This window comes from Nocardia sp. NPDC004415, from assembly GCF_053602435.1.
This window is the reverse complement of record NZ_JBSGDP010000002.1, coordinates 66,588-89,480: the sequence shown is the minus strand read 5'-3', so window position 1 is coordinate 89,480 and position 22,893 is coordinate 66,588. Positions and strand designations below refer to the sequence as shown.

At 70.6% G+C, this 22,893-nt stretch carries 18 protein-coding genes and 1 tRNA gene; 17 read left to right on the top strand and 2 right to left on the bottom strand.

Going from position 1 to position 22,893, the window contains the following annotated elements; translation table 11 throughout:
- Positions 1-27: 27 nt before the first annotated feature.
- The 6 genes from ACWEMY_RS01565 to ACWEMY_RS01540 all read left to right on the top strand — a co-directional run bounded on the left by ACWEMY_RS01565 (position 28) and on the right by ACWEMY_RS01540 (position 7,842).
- The gene (locus tag ACWEMY_RS01565) at positions 28-1,881 is read left to right on the top strand and encodes a DUF4407 domain-containing protein (RefSeq protein WP_452388416.1); all 1,854 of its coding nucleotides are present in this window, start codon (positions 28-30) and stop codon (positions 1,879-1,881) included.
- Positions 1,882-2,056: 175 nt separating this feature from the next.
- Positions 2,057-3,631 carry an adenylate/guanylate cyclase domain-containing protein gene (locus tag ACWEMY_RS01560; RefSeq protein WP_452388415.1) on the top strand — a complete coding sequence of 525 codons (1,575 nt, stop codon included), beginning with the start codon at positions 2,057-2,059 and terminating at the stop codon, positions 3,629-3,631.
- Between the two features lie 9 nt (positions 3,632-3,640).
- Positions 3,641-4,498, top strand: a complete 858-nt coding sequence (locus ACWEMY_RS01555) for a hypothetical protein (protein WP_452388414.1) — start codon at positions 3,641-3,643, stop codon at positions 4,496-4,498.
- Positions 4,495-5,559 (top strand): DUF4129 domain-containing protein, encoded by a 1,065-nt coding sequence (locus ACWEMY_RS01550; protein WP_452388413.1) that lies wholly within the window; start codon positions 4,495-4,497, stop codon positions 5,557-5,559. The genes ACWEMY_RS01555 and ACWEMY_RS01550 overlap by 4 nt, the downstream gene beginning before the upstream one ends.
- Positions 5,556-6,542, top strand: coding sequence for an AAA family ATPase (locus ACWEMY_RS01545; protein WP_452388412.1), 987 nt, complete (start codon positions 5,556-5,558; stop codon positions 6,540-6,542). The genes ACWEMY_RS01550 and ACWEMY_RS01545 overlap by 4 nt, the downstream gene beginning before the upstream one ends.
- A 4-nt stretch (positions 6,543-6,546) precedes the next feature.
- Positions 6,547-7,842, top strand: a complete 1,296-nt coding sequence (locus tag ACWEMY_RS01540; RefSeq protein ID WP_452388411.1) for a DUF58 domain-containing protein — start codon at positions 6,547-6,549, stop codon at positions 7,840-7,842.
- Between the two features lie 81 nt (positions 7,843-7,923).
- On the opposite strand, the gene ACWEMY_RS01535 is transcribed toward ACWEMY_RS01540, so the two are convergent.
- Entirely contained in the window at positions 7,924-8,670 is a 747-nt protein-coding gene (locus ACWEMY_RS01535; protein ID WP_452388410.1) for an RDD family protein, read from the bottom strand.
- An 18-nt stretch (positions 8,671-8,688) separates the two neighbouring features.
- Between ACWEMY_RS01535 and ACWEMY_RS01530 the strand changes: the two genes are divergently transcribed.
- From ACWEMY_RS01530 to ACWEMY_RS01515, 4 genes are all read left to right on the top strand, one after another.
- Positions 8,689-9,723 (top strand): stage II sporulation protein M, encoded by a 1,035-nt coding sequence (locus ACWEMY_RS01530; RefSeq protein ID WP_452388409.1) that lies wholly within the window; start codon positions 8,689-8,691, stop codon positions 9,721-9,723.
- Positions 9,724-10,433: 710 nt separating this feature from the next.
- A complete protein-coding gene (locus tag ACWEMY_RS01525) occupies positions 10,434-11,072 on the top strand; it encodes a methyltransferase domain-containing protein (protein ID WP_452388408.1) in 639 nt (212 codons plus the stop codon).
- A gap of 123 nt (positions 11,073-11,195) precedes the next feature.
- Complete coding sequence (locus tag ACWEMY_RS01520; protein ID WP_452388407.1) at positions 11,196-12,050, top strand: alpha/beta fold hydrolase; 855 nt, start codon at positions 11,196-11,198, stop codon at positions 12,048-12,050.
- Positions 12,047-12,583, top strand: a complete 537-nt coding sequence (locus tag ACWEMY_RS01515; RefSeq protein WP_452388406.1) for a TetR/AcrR family transcriptional regulator — start codon at positions 12,047-12,049, stop codon at positions 12,581-12,583. The genes ACWEMY_RS01520 and ACWEMY_RS01515 overlap by 4 nt, the downstream gene beginning before the upstream one ends.
- A gap of 53 nt (positions 12,584-12,636) precedes the next feature.
- Here the strand turns inward: ACWEMY_RS01515 and ACWEMY_RS01510 are convergent.
- Positions 12,637-12,719 (bottom strand) — tRNA-Leu (locus ACWEMY_RS01510).
- A gap of 218 nt (positions 12,720-12,937) precedes the next feature.
- On the opposite strand from ACWEMY_RS01510, the gene ACWEMY_RS01505 reads away from it, so the two are divergent.
- The 7 genes from ACWEMY_RS01505 (at position 12,938) to pknB (ending at position 22,855) form a co-directional block, all read left to right on the top strand.
- Positions 12,938-14,383 carry a DUF3662 and FHA domain-containing protein gene (locus ACWEMY_RS01505; RefSeq protein WP_452388405.1) on the top strand — a complete coding sequence of 482 codons (1,446 nt, stop codon included), beginning with the start codon at positions 12,938-12,940 and terminating at the stop codon, positions 14,381-14,383.
- Between the two features lie 168 nt (positions 14,384-14,551).
- Positions 14,552-15,028, top strand: a complete 477-nt coding sequence (locus ACWEMY_RS01500) for an FHA domain-containing protein FhaB/FipA (RefSeq protein ID WP_278260896.1) — start codon at positions 14,552-14,554, stop codon at positions 15,026-15,028.
- Complete coding sequence (locus tag ACWEMY_RS01495) at positions 15,025-16,479, top strand: PP2C family protein-serine/threonine phosphatase (RefSeq protein WP_375932148.1); 1,455 nt, start codon at positions 15,025-15,027, stop codon at positions 16,477-16,479. Before ACWEMY_RS01500 ends, ACWEMY_RS01495 begins: the two co-directional genes overlap by 4 nt.
- Complete coding sequence (locus tag ACWEMY_RS01490; RefSeq protein ID WP_452388404.1) at positions 16,479-17,948, top strand: FtsW/RodA/SpoVE family cell cycle protein; 1,470 nt, start codon at positions 16,479-16,481, stop codon at positions 17,946-17,948. The genes ACWEMY_RS01495 and ACWEMY_RS01490 overlap by 1 nt, the downstream gene beginning before the upstream one ends.
- Positions 17,945-19,411 carry a peptidoglycan D,D-transpeptidase FtsI family protein gene (locus ACWEMY_RS01485; RefSeq protein WP_452388403.1) on the top strand — a complete coding sequence of 489 codons (1,467 nt, stop codon included), beginning with the start codon at positions 17,945-17,947 and terminating at the stop codon, positions 19,409-19,411. Before ACWEMY_RS01490 ends, ACWEMY_RS01485 begins: the two co-directional genes overlap by 4 nt.
- A 37-nt stretch (positions 19,412-19,448) precedes the next feature.
- Entirely contained in the window at positions 19,449-20,954 is a 1,506-nt protein-coding gene (locus ACWEMY_RS01480) for a protein kinase domain-containing protein (RefSeq protein WP_452388402.1), read from the top strand.
- Positions 20,951-22,855, top strand: coding sequence for a Stk1 family PASTA domain-containing Ser/Thr kinase (pknB, locus tag ACWEMY_RS01475; protein ID WP_452388401.1), 1,905 nt, complete (start codon positions 20,951-20,953; stop codon positions 22,853-22,855). Before ACWEMY_RS01480 ends, pknB begins: the two co-directional genes overlap by 4 nt.
- The last annotated feature ends 38 nt before the right edge of the window (positions 22,856-22,893 follow it).

The following is a 22,893-nucleotide window of genomic DNA, read 5'->3' as shown; positions in this document are numbered from 1 at the left end:
GTGGAGCGCACGACCCGGGGAGAACCTATGACCGGCACACTCACCTGGCTCGGCGGAGGGCTCGCCTCGCCGCGGCGCGGCACGCCGGATACCGGCGCGGAGCAGGCCGTCAGCCAGGAACAAGCGGGATATGCCGTCACCGGGGCCGCGGTGGCGCTGTTCGGCGTGGTCACCGGGCTCGTGCTGGTGGCGGCGCTGGGCGCGGCCGAGGGGATCGGCTGGCCGGTCATCGTGGTGCTCGCGCTGCTGGGTGCGGCCGGGGCGCTGGCACTGGGCCGGGCATTGGCGAGCACGCCACTCACCGGACCCGACCGCCGCGCGACCGCGACCAGGATCGTCGTCGGGGTGGCCGCGGGCGTGCTGGTGGCCGAACTCGCCTCGACCGTGCTGCTCGGCGGGACCGTCGACCGGGAGCTGGACGTGCGCGCCCAGGACAGCGCCGAGCAGGCACCCGTGGTGGTCACCGCGCGCGGTGAACTGGACCGGGCCACCGCGGAACGCGCCGCGCTGGACGCGACCATCGCCGAGGCCCAGGCCGATATCGACACCGCGCTGGTCATCGCGCGCTGCGAATTCAACCCCACCCCGCAGTGCCCGCAGACCCGGATCACCGGCGTCCCCGGTCGCGGCCCGGAATCGCAGACCGCCAACGACATGCTCGACGACGCCCGCAAGCAGCTCGCCGCCGCCCAGGACCGCACCGAGGCCCTCGACACGGCCGTGCGCACCGAGACCGCCGACCTCGCCACCGCCCGCACCCTCGCCTTCGCCGACGCCGACCGCGGCCTCGGTGCCCGCTGGCTTGCCATGAACGGCTACACCGCCGCGCACGCCGGTGCCGCCGCGCTGCGCCTGCTGGTGCTGGTGATCGGCGTGCTGCTGGCTCTGCTGCCGCTGCTGCTGCGCTGGTGGCGCGGGGAGACCGCGCTGGATCGGCGGATCGAGGCGGCCGAGGTGGCCGACCGGGCCGAGCGCGCGGCCGACGCCGCCATCGCGGTGCAGCGCGCCGAGGTGCGCACCGAGACGGCCGCGCTGCGCGCCGAGCACGAGCTCACCAGCGCGCGCCTGGCCATCGAAGCCGATACCGTGATCGACCGGGAACGTCAGCGCACCAGGATCATCGCCGCGATCGGCGGCTTCGAGCTCGGGTTCACCGAGCCGCACCGAAAGGACGACTCCGTGGCTCTGGAGCCGAATGTGACACCGCAGCTGCCCGCCGGCTACCTCCCGAACGCGTTGCCGCAGGCAGGAGCGCCGCAGGCCGGTGCGCTGGTGCCCGTGCAGCAGCCGGTGAGCGCGCCCGCCGCACCCGCGCAGGCCCCGGCCGGTGGTGGCGGCCTGGAGCTGCCGATCATCGGCACGGTGCCGTTCACCGACACGGCCGCGCGCTGGATCCGCCCGCTGGTGCCCTCCTTCGTGGCCAATGCCATCGATTCGGCGACCCACCCGCTGCGCACCGCGCGGCAGGCCTTCGAGGAGGTCGAAGAGGTCACCTTCACGCTGCGCCGCACCCGCAAGGTCACCGTCGACACCCAGGACTCGCAGGCGCCGCAGCAGCCGCAGATGACGGCGCCCGCCGGATACCAGCTACCCGGCCAGCCGGTGCAGGGCTACCTGCCCGCGGGCTACCCGCAGCCGCAGTACAACCCGTACGACCAGCCCAACCCCTACGCCCAGCAGATCGCCTCGACCGTGGTCGACGCGCCCTCGACCCGGTACCACCCGGACCCGCGCCAGTACCCGGCCGCGCCGACCTACCAGGCGCTGCCCGCGAGCCAGGGCACCGGGCTGCCCGCCGCGGACGGGCAGGGGGAGATCGCCGGACGTACGGTCGACGAGCTGCCCGGCGGCGGCCGTCGTCAGCTCCCGCCCGCACGCTGATCCGCGTGTTCAGTGAACATCTGTTCTCTGAACACGCCGAGTGCCCCTCCGCACGCCCATCCGGGCGTGTGGCGGCCCGAAACGGATCACTGACTGGTCATATAGCCGTCATCGGCGATCAGTGACCTGGACTACACCACGCCGCCGTGTCCGAATCTCGGTTTACAGTGCGTGAGTGATCCACAGCGACGGACCGAAGGGCGGGGCGCGCACCGCGCCGTGGGGCTCGCCGCTGCTCGGACCGGTCGAGGAGAAATCGTCCATCCGGCGGGTCCGCGTGCAGCTGCTGCTGACCCTGCCGCTGCTGGTGGCCAATCTGATCGGCATCGCGATGATCGTGGTGCTGGCCGGGTTCGTGCTGCCGGGGCCGACGGTGTTCACCTGGGACCTGCTGCTGATCAACGCCGTCTTCACGCCGCTGTGCGCGGTGCTCGCGCTGGTGATCGGCACCGTCTGGGGGACGGTGGCCGGGCTGCGCACCATGCGCTGGGCCACCGACCCCGACCGCGTGCCGACCCCGGCCGAACAGCGCGTCACCGTGTCGGCGCCGCGCTGGATGGTGTTGCAGCAGGCCGTGCTGTGGACAGTGGCGCTGGTCACGCTGACGATCGTCTACGGAATCGCCGATCCGGCGCTGATCCCCAAGGTGGCGCTCTCGATCGGCGCGGCCGGGATCGTGGTGTGCGCCAACAGCTACCTGATCATCGAATTCGCCCTGCGCCCGGTGACCGCGCGCGTGCTCCAGGCCGACCCGCACCGCCGCCGCGGCATCGGGGTGTTCGGCCGGACCATGCTGTCGTGGCTGGTCGGCTCGGGTATCCCGGTGGCGCTGTCGATGGTGGTGGCGGTGTGGGCGCTGGCCGATCCGGCGGTGAGCAAGGCCCGGCTGGCCGTGTGCGTGCTCAGCCTCGGCGGTTCGGCGCTGCTGTTCGGGATGCTGCTGATGGCGCAGGTCGTCGCCGCGACCGTGGCCCCCATCAAGGGCGTGCGCCAGGCGCTGCGCCGGGTGGAGGACGGCGATCTCGACGCCGAGGTCACCCTCTACGACGGCACCGAACTCGGTGACCTGCAGAGCGGCTTCAACCGCATGGTGCACGGCCTGCGCGAGCGCGCCATGATCGAGGACCTGTTCGGCAAGCACGTCGGCCACGACGTGGCCATGGCCGCCATCGCCTCCCAGCCCGTGCTCGGCGGCACCGAGACCGAGGCCGCCGCCCTGTTCATCGACATCATCGGCTCCACCACCATGGCCGCCACCCGGCCCGCCCCCGAGATCGTCGGCATCCTCAACCGGTTCTTCGACATCGTCGTCGACGAGGTGGAGCGCCACGGCGGGCTGCTCAACAAGTTCGAAGGCGACGCGGCCCTGGCCGTCTTCGGCACCCCCGCGCCCCTCGACGACCTGGCCGGTGCCGCCCTGTCCTGCGGTCGCGCCATCCAGCGCCGCCTGCGCGAAGCCTCCGATCTCGACGCGGGGATCGGCGTGGCGGCGGGCCGTGTCGTCGCCGGCAATGTGGGCACCCACAACCGCTACGAGTTCACCGTCATCGGTGACGCCGTCAACGAGGCGGCCCGCCTGTGCGAGCTCTCGAAGAACTACGACGAACGCCTCCTCAGCTCCGCCACCACCCTCTCCGCCGCCGCAGGCACCGAGTCCGCCCACTGGACCCTCGCCGAGACGGTCACCCTGCGCGGCCGCCTGAAACCCACCCGGCTGGCACTGCCCGCGGCATCGGCCGCCGTCCCATAGACTCCAGGCGTGCGTTCTGCCGTCGATGCGGTCGGCGCCGTCGGGGGCGTCGATCCGGCACGGCCGCCGACGGTTCCGATCCAGCCCCTGGCTTTCCGCGAACTGCTCGACGAGCCGTTCGCCCTCATCCAGGCCCACCTGCGCCCGCTCGCCGTGCTCGGTGGGAGCGCGCTGGTGCTGGCCGTGCTCGCGGTGCTCGGATTCACCGGGCTGGTCTCGCATCTGACCGGCGGCTCGAACCTGGGGACGATGTGGGCGGTGCTGCTGGCGACCCTCGGGTGCGGGTGGCTGGTGCGGCTGGTACTGCGCGGCACGACCGTCGCCCTGGCGCTGGCCGATTTCCGGGGCGTCCGCTTCGGGTTGCGCGCTGCCCTGCGCACCGCCACCGATCATCTCGGCCCGCTGGTGCTGGCCCAGCTGATGTTCTCGCTGCTCGGTGTGGGGGTCCTGGTGGTGGGCAGCCTGCTGATCGTCACCTATCCGCTGGCGCTGCTGTGGCTGTCGTATGTGCGGGCGGGGCGGTTCCTCGTGGAGCCCGCGATCATCGGTGAGCACGCGGGTTACGGTGTGGCCGTCGCCCGTTCCAAAGAGCTCACCGCGCGCGCCGAGTGGCGCATCGCCGGGCTGTGGCTGTCGCAGCGGCTGCTGTTCGCGGTGCTCGCGGTGCCCGCGTTCGGCATCCCGTTCTTCCTGTCCGACTTCTCCGGCACGCACCGGTGGGCCTTCTTCACCCTGCTGGTGAGCGGATGGCTGCTGGTGGTGGTCGTGGCCGAGATCGTCGAATCGGCCAGTCGCGCGGTCTGCTACATCGATCGCCGGTGCGTGCGCGAGGGCCTCGACATCGAGATCCCGGGTGATCGCGGATGAGCGACAACGACTTCGGCCCCGCGCCACACCACGATTCGTCCTCGGGCACGCCTGCCCCGCCCCGCCTCGCCTCGGCCGCCGATCACCGCGCCGCCGCGGAACTCGCCGCGAGCCGCCGCGATTACGACAGCGCCCTGCGCGAACGCTTCCGTGCCGTGCTGCGCGCCCTGGAACAGGCGGGCACCCTGCCGGTGCGCCGCTCGCGCACCGCGCAGGAGACCGCCGACGACGCCACCACCGTGCTGCCGCTGGAGCAGTCCACCGAATTGCACCCGGCGGCACGCAGTTTCGACGAGGTCGTCTACGGCGGCCGCACCGCCACCGAGGACGAATACCGCCGCCTCGAATACGCCGACCGCTACTCCCAGGGCGCACCGCCCCCGGCACCCGAGCCGGTCGAACTCGAGGTCACCGAGCGAGAACCCAAGCAGCGCAGGCAACTTCCCCCGCTGCCCGACCTGCTGCGCAACCCGAAGTTCTGGGCCGCGCTCGCCGCGGGCCTGGCGATCGCGCTGCTGCTCTACGCCACGCTGCAATCCTGCGGTGCGCCCAACGCCCCCACACCACCCACTCCGCCGGATCTCCCGCCCCCACCGACCGATGTCCCCGATCCGCCCCGCGACGATTTCGATCCCGATTTCGGCGCGGGCGAGGATTCGATCTTCAGCTCGCTGCCCGGCTGGCTCGCCTTCGGCGGCCTCCAGTTCCTGCTGGCCTTCGCCGCGCTGATCGCCTGGCGCAGCCGCAGGCGCGGCGCGCTGGTCGGCGAGCCGCGCCCGGTGGAGGTGCCGGCCAACGAACTGCTCGCCGGGCAGGCGGGGCTGTACCGCCGCTCCGGCGACCTCGCCCATGTGGCCCAGATCCTGCGCGCCGCGACCCTGCGCCGCATCCGCCCACGCCTGGGCGAACTCACCGACGACCAGCTGGTCCGCACCTCGGCCGCGCGCCTGGGCATCCCGGCCCAGCAGCTCGGCACCGTCCTGTTCGGCGACGTGCCGGACGAGGACACCCTCTATCACGTTGCCGCACACCTCGAATGGATCGAGACGGAGCTCGCATGACCGACAACACTGTCCTGCAGAAATCGCCGAGCGCGGCGGACGCCGGTGCGGCACTGGCCGCCTTGCGCACCGAGATCGGCAAGGCCGTGGTCGGCAACGACCAGGCCGTGCTGTATCTGGTGCTGGCGCTGCTGTGCCGCGGCCATGTGCTGCTGGAAGGTGTTCCCGGCGTGGCGAAGACGCTGCTGGTGCGCGCGCTGGCCACCTCGCTGGACCTCGAGCACGCGCGGGTGCAGTTCACGCCCGACCTGATGCCCGGTGACGTGACCGGCTCGCAGATCTACGATCCGCACTCGGCGGAGTTCACCTTCCGCCGCGGCCCGGTGTTCACCAATCTGCTGCTGGCCGACGAGATCAACCGCACCCCACCGAAGACCCAGTCCTCGCTGCTGGAATCCATGGAGGAGCGCCAGGTCTCGGTCGACGGACAGCCGCGACCGCTGCCCGATCCGTTCGTGGTGATCGCCACCCAGAACCCGATCGAGCAGGAGGGCACCTATCCGCTGCCGGAGGCGCAGCTGGACCGCTTCCTGTTCAAGATCGACATCCGGCTGCCCGAGCGCGACGACGAATTCCGCATCCTGCAACGGCACGCGAGCGGTTTCGACCCGCGCGATCTCGAGGCGGCGGGCCTGCGCCCGGTGGCCGGTCCGGCGCACATCGCCGCCGCGCGCGCCGCCGTCGCCGAGGTGACGGTGAGCCCGGAGGTGCTGGCCTACATCGTCGACCTGTGCCGGGCCACCCGCTCCTCCCCCGCCGTCGCGCACGGCGCCTCCACCCGCGGCGCGACCGCGCTGCTGGCCGCCGCGCGCGCCTTCGCCTGGCTCAACGGCCGCGCCTACGTGACGCCCGACGACGTGAAGACGGTGGCGGTGCCGGTGCTGCGGCACCGCCTGCAGTTGCGGCCGGAGGCCGAGCTGGACGGGGTGAGCAGCGAGGGCGTGCTCTCCTCGCTGCTGGTCTCGGTGCCGGTGCCGGTGTAGCGACGTGGTCGTCACGGGACGGTTCGCGCTGCTGGCCACGGCCGCGGCGGCGCTGGTGATGTTCGCGGTGCCTTCGGCGTGGGGCGTACTCGGCGCGTGTCTGCTGCTGGTCGTGGTGCTGCTCACCGATGTCGCCCTGACCGCGCGCGCCGACGCGCTCACGCTCACCCGCGATCCGCTGACGATCGTGCGGCTCGGGCGCGGCACCGAGGTGGAACTGGTGGTCACCAACACCGGCACGAGCACCGTGCGCGGCCTGCTGTGGGATTCCTGGCCCGACAGCGCGCGCCCCGACCTGCGCACCCATCAGCTGAACCTGGCCCCGCGCACCCGGATCCGGTTGCGTACCACCCTGACTCCCACCTATCGCGGTGATCGCGTCGCGGGCCCGGTGACGCTGCGGCTGCTCGGCCCGCTCGGCCTGGCCGGACGGCAGCGGCGGGTGGAGGTCCCCGCCCGGGTGCGCGCGCTGCCCGCCTTCCGCAGCGAGCGGCTGCTGCGCTCGAAGGTGAAGCGGCTGCACCATCTCGAGGGCCGCAATGTCGCCAACACCCGCGGGCAGGGCACCGAATTCGATTCCTTCCGCGAGTACGTGGCGGGCGACGACGTGCGCAGCATCGACTGGCGGGCCACCGCCCGCGCCACCGACGTGCTGGTGCGCACCTGGCGCCCTGAGCGCAACCGGCACGTGCTGATGGTGCTCGACACCGGCCGGGCCGCCGCCGGTCGGGTGGGCGCGGGCACGCGGCTGGACGCCTCGATCGAGGCGGCGCTGCTGCTGGGTGGGCTGGCCGCGGCGGCGGGCGACACCGTCGACCTGCTGGCCTACGACCGCACGGTGCGCGCCGAAGTGAGTGGCGTGGCCGGTCACCAGTTGCCGCTGAGACTTATGCACACCCTCGCCGGAGTGACTCCGCGCCTTGTGGATACCGATACCGGCGGCCTGGTGCGCACGGTGATCTCCCGGGTCCGCAAGCGCGCGCTGATCGTGTGGTTCACCGGTCTGGACGGCCCGACGGTCACCGAACACCTCCTGCCCGCGCTGCCGACGCTCACCCGGCGGCATCGGGTGTTGATAGTTTCGGTCACCGACCCGGACATCGCCGCCGCCGCCCGTGACCGCACCACCGCGGAGGCTGTGTACAAAGCCGCCGCCGCCGAGACCGTGCTGGCGGAAAGGGCCGTTGTGCAGGAGTCTTTGCGCCGTCGCGGGGTGGCCGTGGTGACCGCGGCGCCGGATCGGCTGCCCGAAGCACTGGCCGACGAGTACCTGGAACTGAAGCAGTCCGGCTCCCTGTGAATTTCCGGTTGTCCACTGGCATTCACAGTTCATGCACCGGTTCACCAACAGGTTGTCCACAGGGCCGAGTTATCCACAGGGTCAGTGGCGCGAAAGTTGTTGGCGCCGAGCCAGAACCGCGCCGAGCACGTGATACGGGGGATAACCCGTGGGCGGCGCGCAGCGCATCGCCCGGCAGACCGCCTCGACCAGCGCTGTCCCCAGGTGGTGCTGGGCGGGCGGGGTGAGCGTGCCCAGCCGCGACAGATACTGGCGCATCGCGGCCGCCAGCTCGTCGGAGACGGCGGCGGGATCGAGCTGGGTGGCCCACCCGGACAGCCACGGCGGTGCGGCGGCGAGCGCCGGGCGCGGCATGGCCTGGCGAGTGTGCACGACCACGGTGCCCGCCAGGACGTCACCGACGCGCCTGCCCTGCGCCGAGCACAGCGAGGTGATCACCGCGACCGCGCCGAACGCGCCGAGCATCCAGAAATCCACCATCGCGCCTGCCAGCCCACGGGTGAGCGCGTGCCGGAAGTCGATCGGGCCCGCGTCGGCGCGCACCACCCGCAGCCCGAACGCGGCCTTGCCCAAGGAGCGCCCGCGCGAGACGGTTTCGCTGCACACCGGGTAGCCGACCAGCACGGTCACGATGGTGACCACCCCGAGCACCGCGAACCAGGCCGAATCGGCGTCGGCCGCGGCGAGCACGAGAACGCCCACGTAGACGAGGGAGAACGCCAGGAACAGTTGCAGCACGAGGTCGAGCAGGAAGGCGCCGGCGCGGCTGGGGATACGCGCCAGCGGCAGGTCAAGCGCCACCGCTTCGCCGGTGGTGAATTCGGCCATGTGGCTAGCATTCCCGATATGGACACCGATGCCTACAGCTGGGCGCATCAACAGTCGTGGCATCGGCTCGATCAGCTGGTCCGCCAGCGCAGGCTCAGTGGCGCCGAGGCCGACGAACTGGTCCGGCTCTACCGCGCGAGCTCCCAGCAGCTGGCCAGGCTGCAGGGCCACCATCCCGATCCGGAGCTGGTGGCCGGGCTCAGCGCCTTGCTCGCCAGGGCCCGCGGCCGGGTGCTCGCGGCGCGCACACAGCCCTGGCGCGAGGTGGGCCGGTTCTTCACCCACCACTTCCCCGCGGCTGTGTACAGAGCGTGGCCGTGGTGGGTGGGGACAACTGTGGTCTTCCTGGCCATCGCGGGCGTGATCGCGGTGCTTGTGGACAACTCCCGCGCCGCCCGCTCGGCCCTGGGGATACCCGCGGGCGACCTGTCGACCATCACCGGACCTGGGGGTTCGTTCGAGACCTACTACTCCGAGCACCCCAACGAAGCCTTCGCCGCACAGGTGTGGACACACAATTCGTGGGTCTCGGCCATCGCGTTGTTCACCGGCGTGCTGATCCTCCCGGCTGTGTACGCAATGTTCATGAATGCGCTGAATCTGGGGATAACCGGTGGATTGATGGCCGACGCGGGCCGGCTCGACTCGTTCTTCGGCTTCATCCTCCCGCACGGCACCCTCGAGCTCACGGCGCTGTTCGTCGCAGGCGGGGTGGGGTTGAAGCTGGGCTGGACGCTGGTCGACCCGGGACGGGTCAGCCGGGCCGCCGCGATGGCCCGCCAGGGCAGGGCGACCGCGACGGTGGCACTCGGCCTGGTGGTCGTGCTGCTCGTGTGTGGCCTGCTGGAGGGCTTCGTGACGCCGAGCGGGCTGCCCGCGCCCGTGCGCATCGCCCTCGGCTTCACCGCCGAGGCGCTGTTCCTGTGCTACGTCTTCGGGATCGGCAGGCGGGTGGCCGGGGAACAGGACGCGCGCGCCGCCGCTCCCGCCGCACTGCCCGACCCGGCCGCGCGCTGGCTGGCACCTGTGGACAACACCCTCGAGCGGGCCTGAATTCGCATCTGTACGTGCATTTGCGCGGCAGGCAACTCCGAGCACACCGGAGGCGGGACAGCGCCGGACAATCGGCAGCTACGCGAGGTAACGAGAAGGTTTCGAACTCCCCCATTTGAGTTCCGCTGGCCGCAGCGAGTCGAGCTCAGCTGCGGCCAGCGTTGCCGTTAACTGTACACAATCGTTATGCCCACGCAACCCCCAACGCGCAGGTCCGGCGTAAGAATTGCGAAGTGGCAAACACGTGTGGAGTCAGTGATTTCCACACCCGCAGCAAACTTCCGGCGGCACCCGGATCGCGGTGCGCGCGGCACCGGGAATTCATCTTCCGCAAACCTTCGACAACTCGTGGGGCACCGATCGTTGCCGTGTCATCGGATTGTTCGCGCTGGTTGCCCGGATCACATCGACGCCGGGCGCATAGCCGATCACCTGCGGGTTCGGCAACGAGTTTTCGGTTTGCCGAGATCTCGACGCTTTAAAAGAAACCTCAAGTTTGTTTACAACGCTGCAAACATGACCAGCGATCAGCAATCCAGGCCCAACACCTTCCCGGAGGTCATGAACCGGTCGGATCACCGGTTGCGAACGGGCCGCCGAACGGTACGAAATCGGCCGGGGAACGCCCCGGAACCAGCCCGGTCGAGCACACTGTGACCTTCGCCTCATCACGGCCGATCAGGGGTGTACGCGCCTCCTACGATGGGCAGATGACCGGGGTCAAGGATCGCCTGCTCACCACCATCGCCGACCAGCTCGGTAATCCACACGGCCTGCTCGGCAAGGGCGTCGCCTTCGTCCTCAACCGGGGGAACAAGCGCGCCATCAGCGCCGCCGTCGCCGCGGCCGCCCCGCGCCCCGGTGCCACCGTCGCCGATATCGGCTTCGGCGGCGGCGTCGGGCTGGGTCTGCTGCTCGACCGTGTCGGCACCGAGGGCACCGTGTACGGCATCGAGCCCGCGCCCGACATGCGCGAGCGCGCGCGGGCCCGCTTCGCGAGGGAAACGGCGGCGGGCCGCCTGACGCTCACCGACGGGTCGCTCACCGCGCTCGGTCTGGCCGAGGCGAGCCTCGACGCGGCCATCACCGTCAACACCTTCTATTTCCTCGACGATCTGCCCGCCGCCTGTACGGAACTCGCGCGGGTCCTGCGATCCGGCGGTACGGCCGTCGTCGGTATCGGCGATCCCGAGGCGATGGGCAAGATGCCTTTCACCGCTTATGGATTCACTCTTCGTCCGGTCGACGATGTCATCGCGGCGCTGACAGCGGCGGGCCTCACGGTGGAACACACCACGTTGCCGAATCCGCCGGTCCCGCATCATCTGCTCGTCGCCAGGAAGTCCTGACTCCACTGCCTTCTCGAGCGTGCTGTTCGTGCTTTCACCAACCCTTGACCGACCGGTCGGTCATACGTACCGTCGGTGTATGGAGAACCGCACAAGCCTCGTCGCGCGGCGACAGGACACCCGATGACGGCCTCGGGCAGCACGACGCACACCGTGCCGACGCCCTACGGCGAGGTGGCCGTGCACCTCAGCGGCCGCGCACCCGGCCAAGCACCGGGACTGCTACTGCTGCATGCCAATCCGGGTGATCACCGTGATTTCGATCTGCTCGCCGAGGCACTGCGCCCGGACTGGGCTATCGCGGCCGTGGACTGGCCCGGATACGGCGCGTCCAGCGTCACCGATCCCGGCGCGATCGATGTCGAGGCGCTCGGCCGGATCGCCGAGGACGTGGTGGAGTCATTGCGCGCCAACGGATTCCATTCCTTCACTGTGATCGGTAACAGTGTCGGTGGGTACGCGGCGGTGCGACTGGCCCAACGCGCGGCGACGCACATCCGGGGACTGGTGCTGGTGCAACCAGCCGGGTTCGTGCCACGGAACACGTTGACCAGAGCGGTGTTCCGTCTGATGGCGGCGCCCGCGCTCGCGCGGTTCGCGGTGGTTCCGTGCGCGCGGATGTATCTGGGTTCCACCCGTGCGGCGGGGGTGCGGCCGATTCTCGAACGGGCACGGCGGGTCACGGGCGATCCGGCGCGGTTCGCGGTCTATCGCCGGTTGTGGCGCAGTCTCGACGACCCGCGCGTCGACCTGCCCGCCGCCGGGCCGCTGCTGCCGCGGACACCGACGCTGGTGGTCTGGGGACTGCGCGATCCGGTCAATCCGTGGCTGCTCAGCAAGCGCGGGGTGGCGCGAGCGCTGCCGGGGGCCGAGGTGGCCGTGCTGGCGGCGCGGCACGAGCCCTTCGCGGAGAAGCCGGAGCTGTTCGCGGACGCGGTGCGCGGGTTCCTGGCGGCGCGCGCGGAGCTGTCGTCGTGAGGCCGGCCGAACCCGGCCGCCGGGCCCTGCTCGACGCGGGCAGGCAGCTGCTGGCCACCGCGAACCTGGGCAAGCTGTCGGTCAACGCGATCACCGCCGAGGCGGGTATGGCCAAGGGCAGCTTCTATCAGCACTGGCGCAGCCGCGAGGACTATCTGCTCGCCCTGCACGGCGCCTTCCACGACGACCTCGCCGAGCGCGTCGACACCGCCGTCGCGGGACTGGCGCCCGGGGAAGAACGCCTCGCCGCCGTCGTCACCACGTACCTGGACGGCTGCCTGGCCGAACCGGCGACCAAGGGCCTGCTGGTGCAGGCCCGCACCGACGCGGGTCTCCAGAGCGCGGTCTCGGCCCGCAACGCCACCGCCGCCGATCTCCTGCGCACCGACCTGGCCGCCCTGGGCTGGGACGATCCGCGACCGGTCGCGGTGCTGCTGGTCGCCGCGATCGCCGAAATCGCGCTGCTGGAACTCGACGCCGCCGCCCCACGCCCCGACCTGCGCGCGGCCCTGCTGCGCCTGGTGCGCCGCTGACCCCCGAAACAACAAGAGGCCCGATCCGGAAGGGATCGAGCCTCTTGTCTCTGTGGGCGAAGGGGGACTTGAACCCCCACGTCCTTACGGACACTGGCACCTGAAGCCAGCGCGTCTGCCATTCCGCCACTCGCCCGAGCGACTGGAAAAACTTAACATGCCCGGTGGGCAAAAATAAAATCGAGCCTCTGACCTGCCGCGTTGTGAGCGAACACGGCCCGGGAACCGGGGCGGTTCGCCGGGAGTTACAGGGTTGGAGGATCGTGGATATCATGCAAGGAACGTGGTCGCGTCCGGACACGCCGTAACCAGCGTGTCCACCGGCTGGATACGTGCACCGAAGGGAGGGCTGTGATGGGCATCGTGTCGAGATTCGAGCGTCGCCTGCAAGGCGCCGTCGGTGATGTGTTCGCGCGGGTGTTCGGCGGCAGCGTCGTGCCCCAGGAGGTGGAGGCCGCGCTGCAGCGCGAAGCCGCTGATCACATCCAGGATCTGGGCGGCGGGCATCTGCTCGCGCCCAACAATTACGTGATCACGATCAACTCCTCCGATCACGGCAAGCTCGACGCCGATCACGACCTCACGACCAAAGCGTTCGCCAAACATCTGCAGGATTACATCCGCGAGCAGGGCTGGCAGACCTACGGCGAAGTACACGTGGCGTTCGAGGCATCACCTACGCTGCACACCGGACAGTTCAGAGCGAGCGGCCACGTCGACCCCGACGCCGGTCGCGGGACCGCCCCACCTCGCCCCGGACAGCCACAACGACCCGCACACCCGCAACCAGGAGCTGGCCCCATGACGCACAACTCAGGCTACGAGCCGAGCCGAGAGCCCGCGGAGTCCGATCCACGCAATCGCGGGTACGCGCCGCCGCCCGCCGGACGTGGGGCAGCTCCAGGGGGCGCCTACCCCGACGAATACGGTCGCGCGGGTAGCGGCTACGGCGCGCCCGACGCCCAGGGTGGCTACGGCGACGCCGCGTACGGCCAGCAGGGTGGCGAGTACCAGAACGGCTACGACCAGGGCGGCTACGGCCAGCAGGGTGGTTACGGCGGTCAGCAGGGCGGCTACGACCAGGGTGGCTACGACCAGCAGGGCGGGTACGGCCAGCAGGCCTACAGCCAGCAGGGCGGCTACGGCGGCGGCCAGCAGGGCTACGCCGAACCCGGCTACGACCAGCAAGGCGGCTACGGCCAGCAGGGCTACGACCAGCAGGGTGGCTACGGCCAGCAGGCCGGGTACGGCCAGCAGGGCTACGCCGAACCGGGCTACGACCAGCAGGGCGGCTACGGCCAGCAGGGCTACGCCGAACCCGGCTACGGCCAGCAGGGTGGGTACGGCGGTGGCCAGCAGGGCTACGCCGAACCCGGCTACGGCCAGGAGGAGCAAGGTGGCTACGGCCAGCAGCCGGGCTACGGCCAGCAGCCGGGCTACGGCCAGCCGCAGGGCGGCTACGGCCAGGCCGGTGCCGCCGCGGGTGGCGGCTACGGCGCACCCGCCCAGTCCAGCTACTCGGCCACGCTGCAGCTCGACGACGGCAGCGGCCGCACCTACCAGCTGCGCGAGGGTTCCAACATCATCGGCCGCGGGCAGGACGCCCACTTCCGGCTGCCCGACACCGGTGTGTCGCGCCGCCACATCGAGGTGCGCTGGGACGGCCAGACCGCGATGCTGTCGGACCTGGGTTCCACCAACGGCACGCTGGTCAACGGCTCGCCGGTGCAGGACTGGCAGCTCGCCGACGGCGACGTCATCCGGGCCGGACATTCCGAGATCCTGATCCGGATCGTCTGATCCCGTAAGCTGCGCGGTGCACGTCACGAGTCGACGCTGTCGGCCCTATGATGCTGCCATCACACGCACGGCCCCGACCTCGGGGCCCGCAAGCCAGCACGCCGGTGGGGGTGGTTCGCCCCGCACCTGCCGTACCGACGTACCCGGGCGAACAGGAGGTGGAACGCCGTGCAGGGATTGATCCTGCAATTGACCCGCGCGGGGTTCCTGCTGCTGCTCTGGTTGTTCGTCTGGGCCGTTCTGCGGACCTTGCGCAGCGATATCTACGCGGCATCCGGCATACGGATACAGCCCAGGGCCACTCGCGGCGCACGCGGGTCCATGGGACTGCCCTCCTTCAGCCGAGGCCAGAAGGGCGCCAAGTATCTAGTGGTGACTCATGGTTCACTCGCCGGCACTCGGATCACACTCGGCACACAACCGGTCCTCATCGGCCGCGCCGACGATTCGACGCTGGTACTCACCGACGACTATGCCTCGACCAGGCACGCGCGACTGTCTCAGCGTGGTGACGACTGGTACGTGGAGGACCTCGGCTCCACCAATGGCACCTATCTCGACCGCGCGAAAGTCACCACCGCCGTCCGTGTTCCGCTCGGCACTCCTGTCCGGGTCGGCAAAACAGTGATCGAGCTGCGATCGTGACACTTGTTCTGCGCTACACAGCGCGAAGCGACCGCGGACTCGTCCGGGGCAACAACGAGGATTCGGTCTACGCGGGCGCCCGGCTGCTCGCACTGGCCGACGGCATGGGTGGACACGCCGCCGGTGAAGTCGCCTCCCAGTTGATGATCGCCGCGCTGGCGCACCTCGACGACGACGAGCCCGGCCAGGACATCCTCGGCAAGCTCGATCGCGCCACCCGCTCCGGCAACGCCGCCATCGCCGACCACGTCGAGGCCGAACCCGAACTCGACGGCATGGGTACCACGCTCACCGCCATCCTGTTCGCGGGCGGCAAGCTCGGCATGGTGCACATCGGCGACTCGCGCGCCTACATGCTGCGCGACGGCGAACTGGCCCAGATCACCCGCGACGACACCTTCGTGCAGTCGCTGGTCGACGAGGGCCGGATCACTCCCGAGCAGGCGCACACCCATCCGCAGCGTTCGCTGATCATGCGCGCCCTCACCGGCAACGAGATCGAGCCGACGCTGATCATGCGCGAGGCCCGCGCCGGTGACCGGTATCTACTCTGCTCCGACGGCCTCTCGGACGTGGTGAGCGACGAGACCATCGGCAACACCATGCGCGAGGGCAACACCGACGAGTGCGCCGACCGGCTGATCGAGCTGGCGCTGCGCAGCGGCGGGCCCGACAACGTCACCGTCGTGGTCGCCGATGTGATCGATCTCGATTACGGGCAGAGTCATCCGATCGTCGCGGGCGCCGCCTCCACCGAGGAGGAGGAAGACACCCCGCCGCCCAACACCGCCGCGGGCCGGGCCGCCGCCATGCGCCCGCCGCGCGCGCAGCCGCGCCGGGCCGCCGCCGCGCCCCCGCCGCCGGAGACCAAGTCGCACAAGCTGCGCTGGCTGCTGCTGTCGGTGGCGCTGATCGCCGCGGTCGCGGTGGGTCTCGTGGTGGGCTACAAGATGATTCGCAGCAACTATTACGTGGGCGCCGACCACGATCAGGTCGTGGTGATGCGCGGGCTGCCCGGCTCGATCCTGGGCTACTCGATCCACGATGTGGAGCTCACCGGCTGCGTCAACAGCAAGGGCGAGCTCACCCTCGTCGACGCGGGTGCCACCCCGCCCAGCGGCTGCAAGAAGCTCATGGTCAGCGATCTCAAGCCGACCGGCCGCGATCAGGTGCAGAAGGGCCTGCCGCCGGACTCGCTGGACAAGGCGCGCGACAGCATGAAGGTGCTGGCCGCCAAGGAACTGCTGCCGCCGTGCCCGAAGAAGGAATCGGTGCCCCAGCCCGGTGTGCTGCTGCCGACCGAGGTCCCCCCGGTGACCCCGGGTGTCCCCACCCCCGGTCCCGATCAGCCCGCGACGCCGACCACCACCCCGGCGCCGCCGACCACCACCACCCCCGCCCCCCCGACAACTCCGCAGATCTCAGGGGAGAACTGCCGGGTGACGGACTGATGTCCGCACCGGCACCGCCGTCGGCCGGGGCGTTCCCCAGCCCCCCTGGCGGATTCGCGCCAGCGCCGCCCCCGTCGACGCGACGCAACCAGGAGTTGCTGTTGCTGGCGGGTGCCGCGGGGATCACGACGGTGTCGCTGTTCATCGTGGAGGCGAGCCAGGAGCAGTCGGTCACCTGGGACATCGCCAAGTACGGCCTGGCCTTCCTGGCGCTGTTCGGCGTCGCGCATCTGGCGGTGCGCCGGTTCGCGCCCTTCGCCGACCCGCTGCTGCTGCCGATCGTGGCGCTGCTCAACGGCCTCGGCCTGGTGCTGATCCATCGCCTCGACCTCGCCGACGCCGAGAAGGCGATCTACGACTCGAGCCCGATCCCCTCCCCCGACGCCAACCAGCAGATCATGTGGACCGGCCTGGGCATCGTGGTGTTCATCAGCCTGCTGATCGTGCTGCGCGACTACCGCACGCTGGCGCGCTACACCTACACCCTCGGCCTGGTCGGGCTGATCGCGCTGGCCATCCCGGCCCTGCTGCCGAGCCGGTTCTCCGAGGTCAACGGCGCCAAGATCTGGATCCGGCTGCCCGGATTCAGCGTGCAGCCGGGCGAATTCGCCAAGATCCTGCTGATCGTGTTCTTCGCCGGTGTGCTGGTGGCCAAGCGTGAGCTGTTCACCGCGGCGGGCAAGCACTTCCTCGGCATGGACTTCCCGCGCCCGCGCGACATGGGCCCGGTGCTGATCGTGTGGGTCGTCTGCATCGGCGTGCTGGTGCTGGAGAAGGACCTCGGCACCTCGCTGCTGATCTTCGGCACGGTGCTGGTGATGATCTACATCGCCACCGAGCGGGTGGGCTGGCTGATCATCGGCGGCGGCCTGCTGGCGCTGGGCTTCGTGTTCGCCTACCAGCTGTTCGGGCACGTGCGGGTGCGCGTGGACACCTGGCTGCACCCGTTCGACGACTACCACAACACCGGCTACCAGATCTCGCAGTCGATGTTCGGCTTCGCGACCGGTGGGCTCGCCGGGACCGGGCTGGGCAGCGGACGGCCGCAGCAGGTGCCTTTCGCCAAGACCGACTTCATCGTCACCACCATCGGCGAGGAGCTCGGGCTGATCGGCCTGGCCGCGGTGCTGATGCTGTTCCTGATCTTCATCGTGCGCGGCCTGCGCACCGCGCTGGCCGTGCGTGACAGCTTCGGCAAGCTGCTGGCGGCGGGCCTGTCGTTCACGATCGCGATCCAGATCTTCGTCGTCGTCGGTGGCGTCACCAAGCTGATCCCGCTCACCGGCCTGACCACGCCGTTCATCTCCTACGGCGGTTCGTCGCTGCTGGCGAACTACGCGCTGCTCGGACTGCTGATCAAGATCTCCGACGCGGCCCGCGCGCCGGCGCCGGCCCGCAAGCGCGCGCCCGCCCCGATCGCCGACGCGGCCACCGAGATGTTCCGACGGGAAGGCAGGGCAGGCGAATGAACACTCCGCTTCGCCGCGTCGCCGTCGCCGTGATGGTGATGGTGGTCGCGTTGCTGGTCAACGCCACCTACCTGCAGGTGGTCAAGGCCGACGATCTGCGCAGCGATCCGCGCAACTCCCGCGTGCTGCTCGACGAGTACTCGCGCCAGCGCGGCCAGATCTCCGCCGGTGGCACCGTGCTGGCCAGCTCGGTCGCCACCGACGACCGGTACAAGTACCTGCGCCAGTACCCCTCGCTGCCCGACGCCTACGCGCCGGTCACCGGCTTCTACTCGATGCAGTACGGCAAGACCGGCCTCGAGCTGGCCGAGGACCCGCTGCTCTCGGGCAACGACTCGAGCCTGTTCGGCACCCGCCTGGTCGACATGTTCTCCGGCCGCGATCCGCGCGGCGCCAACGTGCTGACCACGCTGAACCCGCTGATGCAGCAGGTCGCCTACGAGCAGATGACTTCCAAGGGCTACACCGGCGCGGTGGTCGCGATCGAGCCGAGCACCGGCAAGATCCTGACCATGGTGTCCACGCCCAGCTACGACCCCAACCAGCTCTCCGGCCACGACGGCGCGGCGGGCCGGGCGGCCTGGGAGCAGCTGAGCACCGACGAGAGCCAGCCGATGCTCAATCGCGCGGTCTCGCAGACCTACCCGCCGGGCTCGACGTTCAAGACCATCGTCACCGCGGCCGCGCTGTCCAACGGCATCGCCGGGCCGAACGACCAGTTCACCGCCGCGCCCAACATCACCCTGCCCGGCACCAGCACCACGCTGGAGAACTACAACGGCAGCACCTGCGGTGACCAGCCGACCGCCAGCCTCTACGAGGCGTTCCGGCGCTCGTGCAACACCGCGTTCGTCGAACTGGGTGTGAAGGTCGGCGCGTCCAAGCTCAAGGACGAGGCCGCCGCGTTCGGCATCGGCCCGCACCGGGGTGTCCCGGTGCCGGTCGCCGAGTCGACCGTCGGTTCGATCCCGGACAACGCCGCGCTGGGCCAGTCCAGCATCGGCCAGCGCGATGTCGCGGTGACCCCGCTCGACGTCGCGGTGATCGCGGCGACCATCGCCAACGGCGGCACCAGGATGCAGCCGTACCTGGTGGATTCCACCCAGGCGCCCGATCTGTCCGAGCTGAGCAAGACCGAGCCGGTCTCGGTCGGACAAGCCGTGACCGGGCCGGTAGCGTCGACGCTGAAAGACCTGATGATCGCCTCGGAGAGCAATACCGCGGGCGGTGGCCGCTCGCCGTACCAGATCGCGTCCAAGACCGGTACGGCCGAACACGGCAGCAATCCCCGTAACACCCCGCCACACGCCTGGTACATGGCCTTCGCGCCCGCGCAGAACCCGAAGATCGCCATCGCGGTGATCGTCGAGAACGGCGGCGACCGGGCACTGGCGGCGACCGGCGGCTCGGTGGCCGCTCCGATCGCCAGGTCGGTACTGGACGCGGGCCTGGCAGGGGGCTGAACGAAATGAGTGTGCGAGTGACAACACGGGGGCCCCGATGCTGAACAACGGCGCCATGATCGCTGACCGCTACCGCCTGCAACGGCTCATCGCCACCGGTGGCATGGGTCAGGTGTGGGAAGCGATGGACACCCGGCTCGACCGCCGGGTGGCGGTCAAGGTCCTCAAGACCGAGTTCTCCGCCGACCCGACCTTCCGTCAGCGGTTCCGGGTCGAGGCGCGCACCACCGCGCAGCTCAACGCCCCCGGCATCGCGGGCATCTACGACTACGGCGAGACCACCGATCCCTCCGGCGGCGAGACCGCCTACCTGGTGATGGAGCTGGTCCAGGGCGAGCCGCTCAACGCGGTGCTCAACCGGATGGGCAGGCTCTCGGTCGTCCAGGGTCTGGACATGCTCGAGCAGACCGGCCGGGCACTCGAGGTCGCGCACGCCGCGGGCGTGGTGCACCGCGACGTGAAGCCGGGCAATATCCTCGTCACCCCGACCGGTCAGGTGAAGATCACCGACTTCGGCATCGCCAAGGCCGTCGACGCCTCGCCGGTGACCAAGACCGGCATGGTGATGGGCACCGCGCAGTACATCGCGCCGGAGCAGGCCGTCGGCGAGGACGCCACCGCGGCCAGCGACGTGTACTCCCTCGGCATCGTCGGCTACGAGGCGCTGGCCGGCGTGCGCCCGTTCACCGGCGAGGGCGCGATCACCGTCGCGATGAAGCACGTGCGCGACGCCCCGCCGCCGATGCCCGCCGACCTGCCGTCGAACGTGCACGAGCTCATCGCCATCACCATGGCCAAGGACCCCGCGCAGCGCTACAGCAGCGGTGGCGAGTTCGCCGACGCCGTGGCCGCCGTGCGCGCCGGGCACATGCCGCCCCCGCCCTCGGGTGCCGCCCAGCCGATGACCGGGGCCACCCGCGTACTGCCGCCCGGCCCCACCATGGCCATCCCCGCCGCGGCCGGCGCCGAATACGACGGCGCCACCATGCGTTTCGGCAACCAGCCCAACGGTGGCTACGGTGGCCCGCCCACCCAGGCCGCTGCCGCGCCGGTCGCGGCGGCGCCCGCCCACGACAGCCGCAACAACCAGAAGTGGCTGATCGCCCTGGGTGTCGGCGCGCTGCTGCTCGGCGGCGGCGTGCTGTGGCTGCTGTTCGGCGGCGAGCCCAACCGCGGCACCGGCACGACCACCACCACGGTGCAGACCACCCAGCCGGTGCCCCCGCCGGTGACGACGAGATCGGCGCCGCCGGTGATCGTCCCGCCGTCCGAGGCGCCGACCACCACCCAGGCCCCGAGCCCGACCACCACGACGGAACCGCCGAGCACCACCACGGAACCGCCGACCACCACGTCGGAGCCGCCGACCACCACCACACCCAAGCCGTCGACCACGACGCCGCCGAAGACCACCAAGCCGGCGCCGACGACGACCCAACCCGCGGCGGGCACCACCACGGTCCGCGGTCCGCGCCTGCCCACCTTCGATTTGCCCTTCCCGGACGACGACAACGTCGTGGGCCCGAACATAGGACAGCCATGACCACCCCGAAGAATCTCTCCTCGCGGTACGAGCTGGGCGAGATCATCGGGTTCGGCGGCATGTCCGAGGTGCACAAGGCCCGCGACGTGCGCCTCTCGCGCGATGTCGCGATCAAGGTGCTGCGCGCCGACCTGGCCCGCGACCCCACGTTCTACCTGCGCTTCAAGCGCGAGGCACAGAACGCGGCGGCGCTGAACCATCCGGCGATCGTGGCCGTCTACGACACCGGCGAGGCCACCGTCGACGGCGGGCCGCTGCCCTACATCGTGATGGAGTACGTCGAGGGCGACACCCTGCGCGACATCGTGCGCGGCAAGGGCCCGCTCGCGCCGCGCAAGGCGATGGAGATCGTGGCCGACGTGTGCGCCGCGCTCGATTTCAGCCACAAGGCCGGGATCGTGCACCGCGACATGAAGCCGGCCAACATCATGATCAACCGCGCCGGTGCGGTGAAGGTGATGGACTTCGGCATCGCGCGCGCGATCGCCGACAGCTCCAACCCGATGACCCAGACCGCCGCCGTGATCGGCACCGCCCAGTACCTCTCGCCCGAGCAGGCCCGCGGCGAGACCGTGGACGCGCGTTCGGATGTGTACTCGGTGGGCTGTGTGCTCTTCGAGATCCTCACCGGGCAGCCGCCGTTCACCGGTGACTCGCCGGTCGCGGTGGCGTACCAGCACGTGAAGGAAGATCCGCCGCTGCCGTCGTCGGTGAATCCCGGTGTGCCGCGCGAGCTGGACTCGGTGATCCTCAAGGCGATGGCCAAGAACCCGGCCAACCGCTACCAGACCGCCGCGGAGATGCGCGCCGATCTGATCCGGGTGCTCGGCGGGCAGAAGCCGAGCGCGCCGATGGTGATGAACGACGAAGATCGCACCACCATCATGGATTACGACGACGAGCCCGCGCCGCGCAGTTTCCGCGACCGCCGCGAGGACACCTCCGAGCAGGCCGCGATCGCCCCGCCCGCCGAGGGCCGCAATCGCACCGGCCTGATCGCGCTCGGCGTGGCCGCCGCGCTGGCGGTGGCGTTCGGGCTGTTCTGGGTGCTGGTCGGGCCGGGCAGCAAGCCCGACCAGATCGCTGTGCCGGACGTGTCCGGCCAGTCCAAGCAGCAGGCGCAGTCCGCGCTGGTCAAGGCCGGTTTCCAGGTGGCCACCGAGGACAAGCCGGACAGCCGGGTGATGCCGGGCAACGTGATCGCGACCCAGCCGCTGGGCGGTTCGCGCATCGACGAGGGCAGCACCGTCACCGTGCAGGTCTCGACCGGGCCCGCGCAGGTGCAGGTGCCCCGGCTCGAGGGCATGACCCAGGCCGCCGCCGAGCAGTCGCTCAACGCGATCGGGCTGAGCATCGACCCGCAGGTGCGGCGCAAGGCGTCGAGCATCGCCGAGACCGACAAGGTGGTCGAGACCGAACCGCGCGTCGGCACCTGGGTCAGCATCGATCTGCCGATCACGCTGATCATCGGCAGCGGGCCCGAGCAGGTCAGGGTGCCCGATGTGGTCGGCCAGGACATCGCGGTCGCCCAGCCGAACCTGGTGGCCGGGGCGGGCTTCAAGGTGACGATCGAGAACGTGAAGTCCGCGCAGCCCAAGGGCACGGTCCTGTCGACCAGCCCGGGCGGCGGCAGCAACGCGGAGAAGGGCTCGACCATCGTCGTGCAGGTCTCCGACGGCGACCGGATCGACGTCCCGGATCTGAGCGGGCTCACCCCGGTGCAGGCGCAGGAGAAGCTGCGGGCGCTGGGCTGGACCGGTCAGCTGAGCCAGACCACGGTGATCACGCTCGACGGCAGCGCCTCGGGCAAGATCGTCGGGCAGAGCCCGGCGGCGGGGTCGACGGTGACGGTCAACGGCAATGTCGTGTTGCAGGTGGGAGCGTCGCCGATCCCGCGCTAGCGCGAGGTCTCGATTGCGTGGAGAACCTTCCTGCCCCG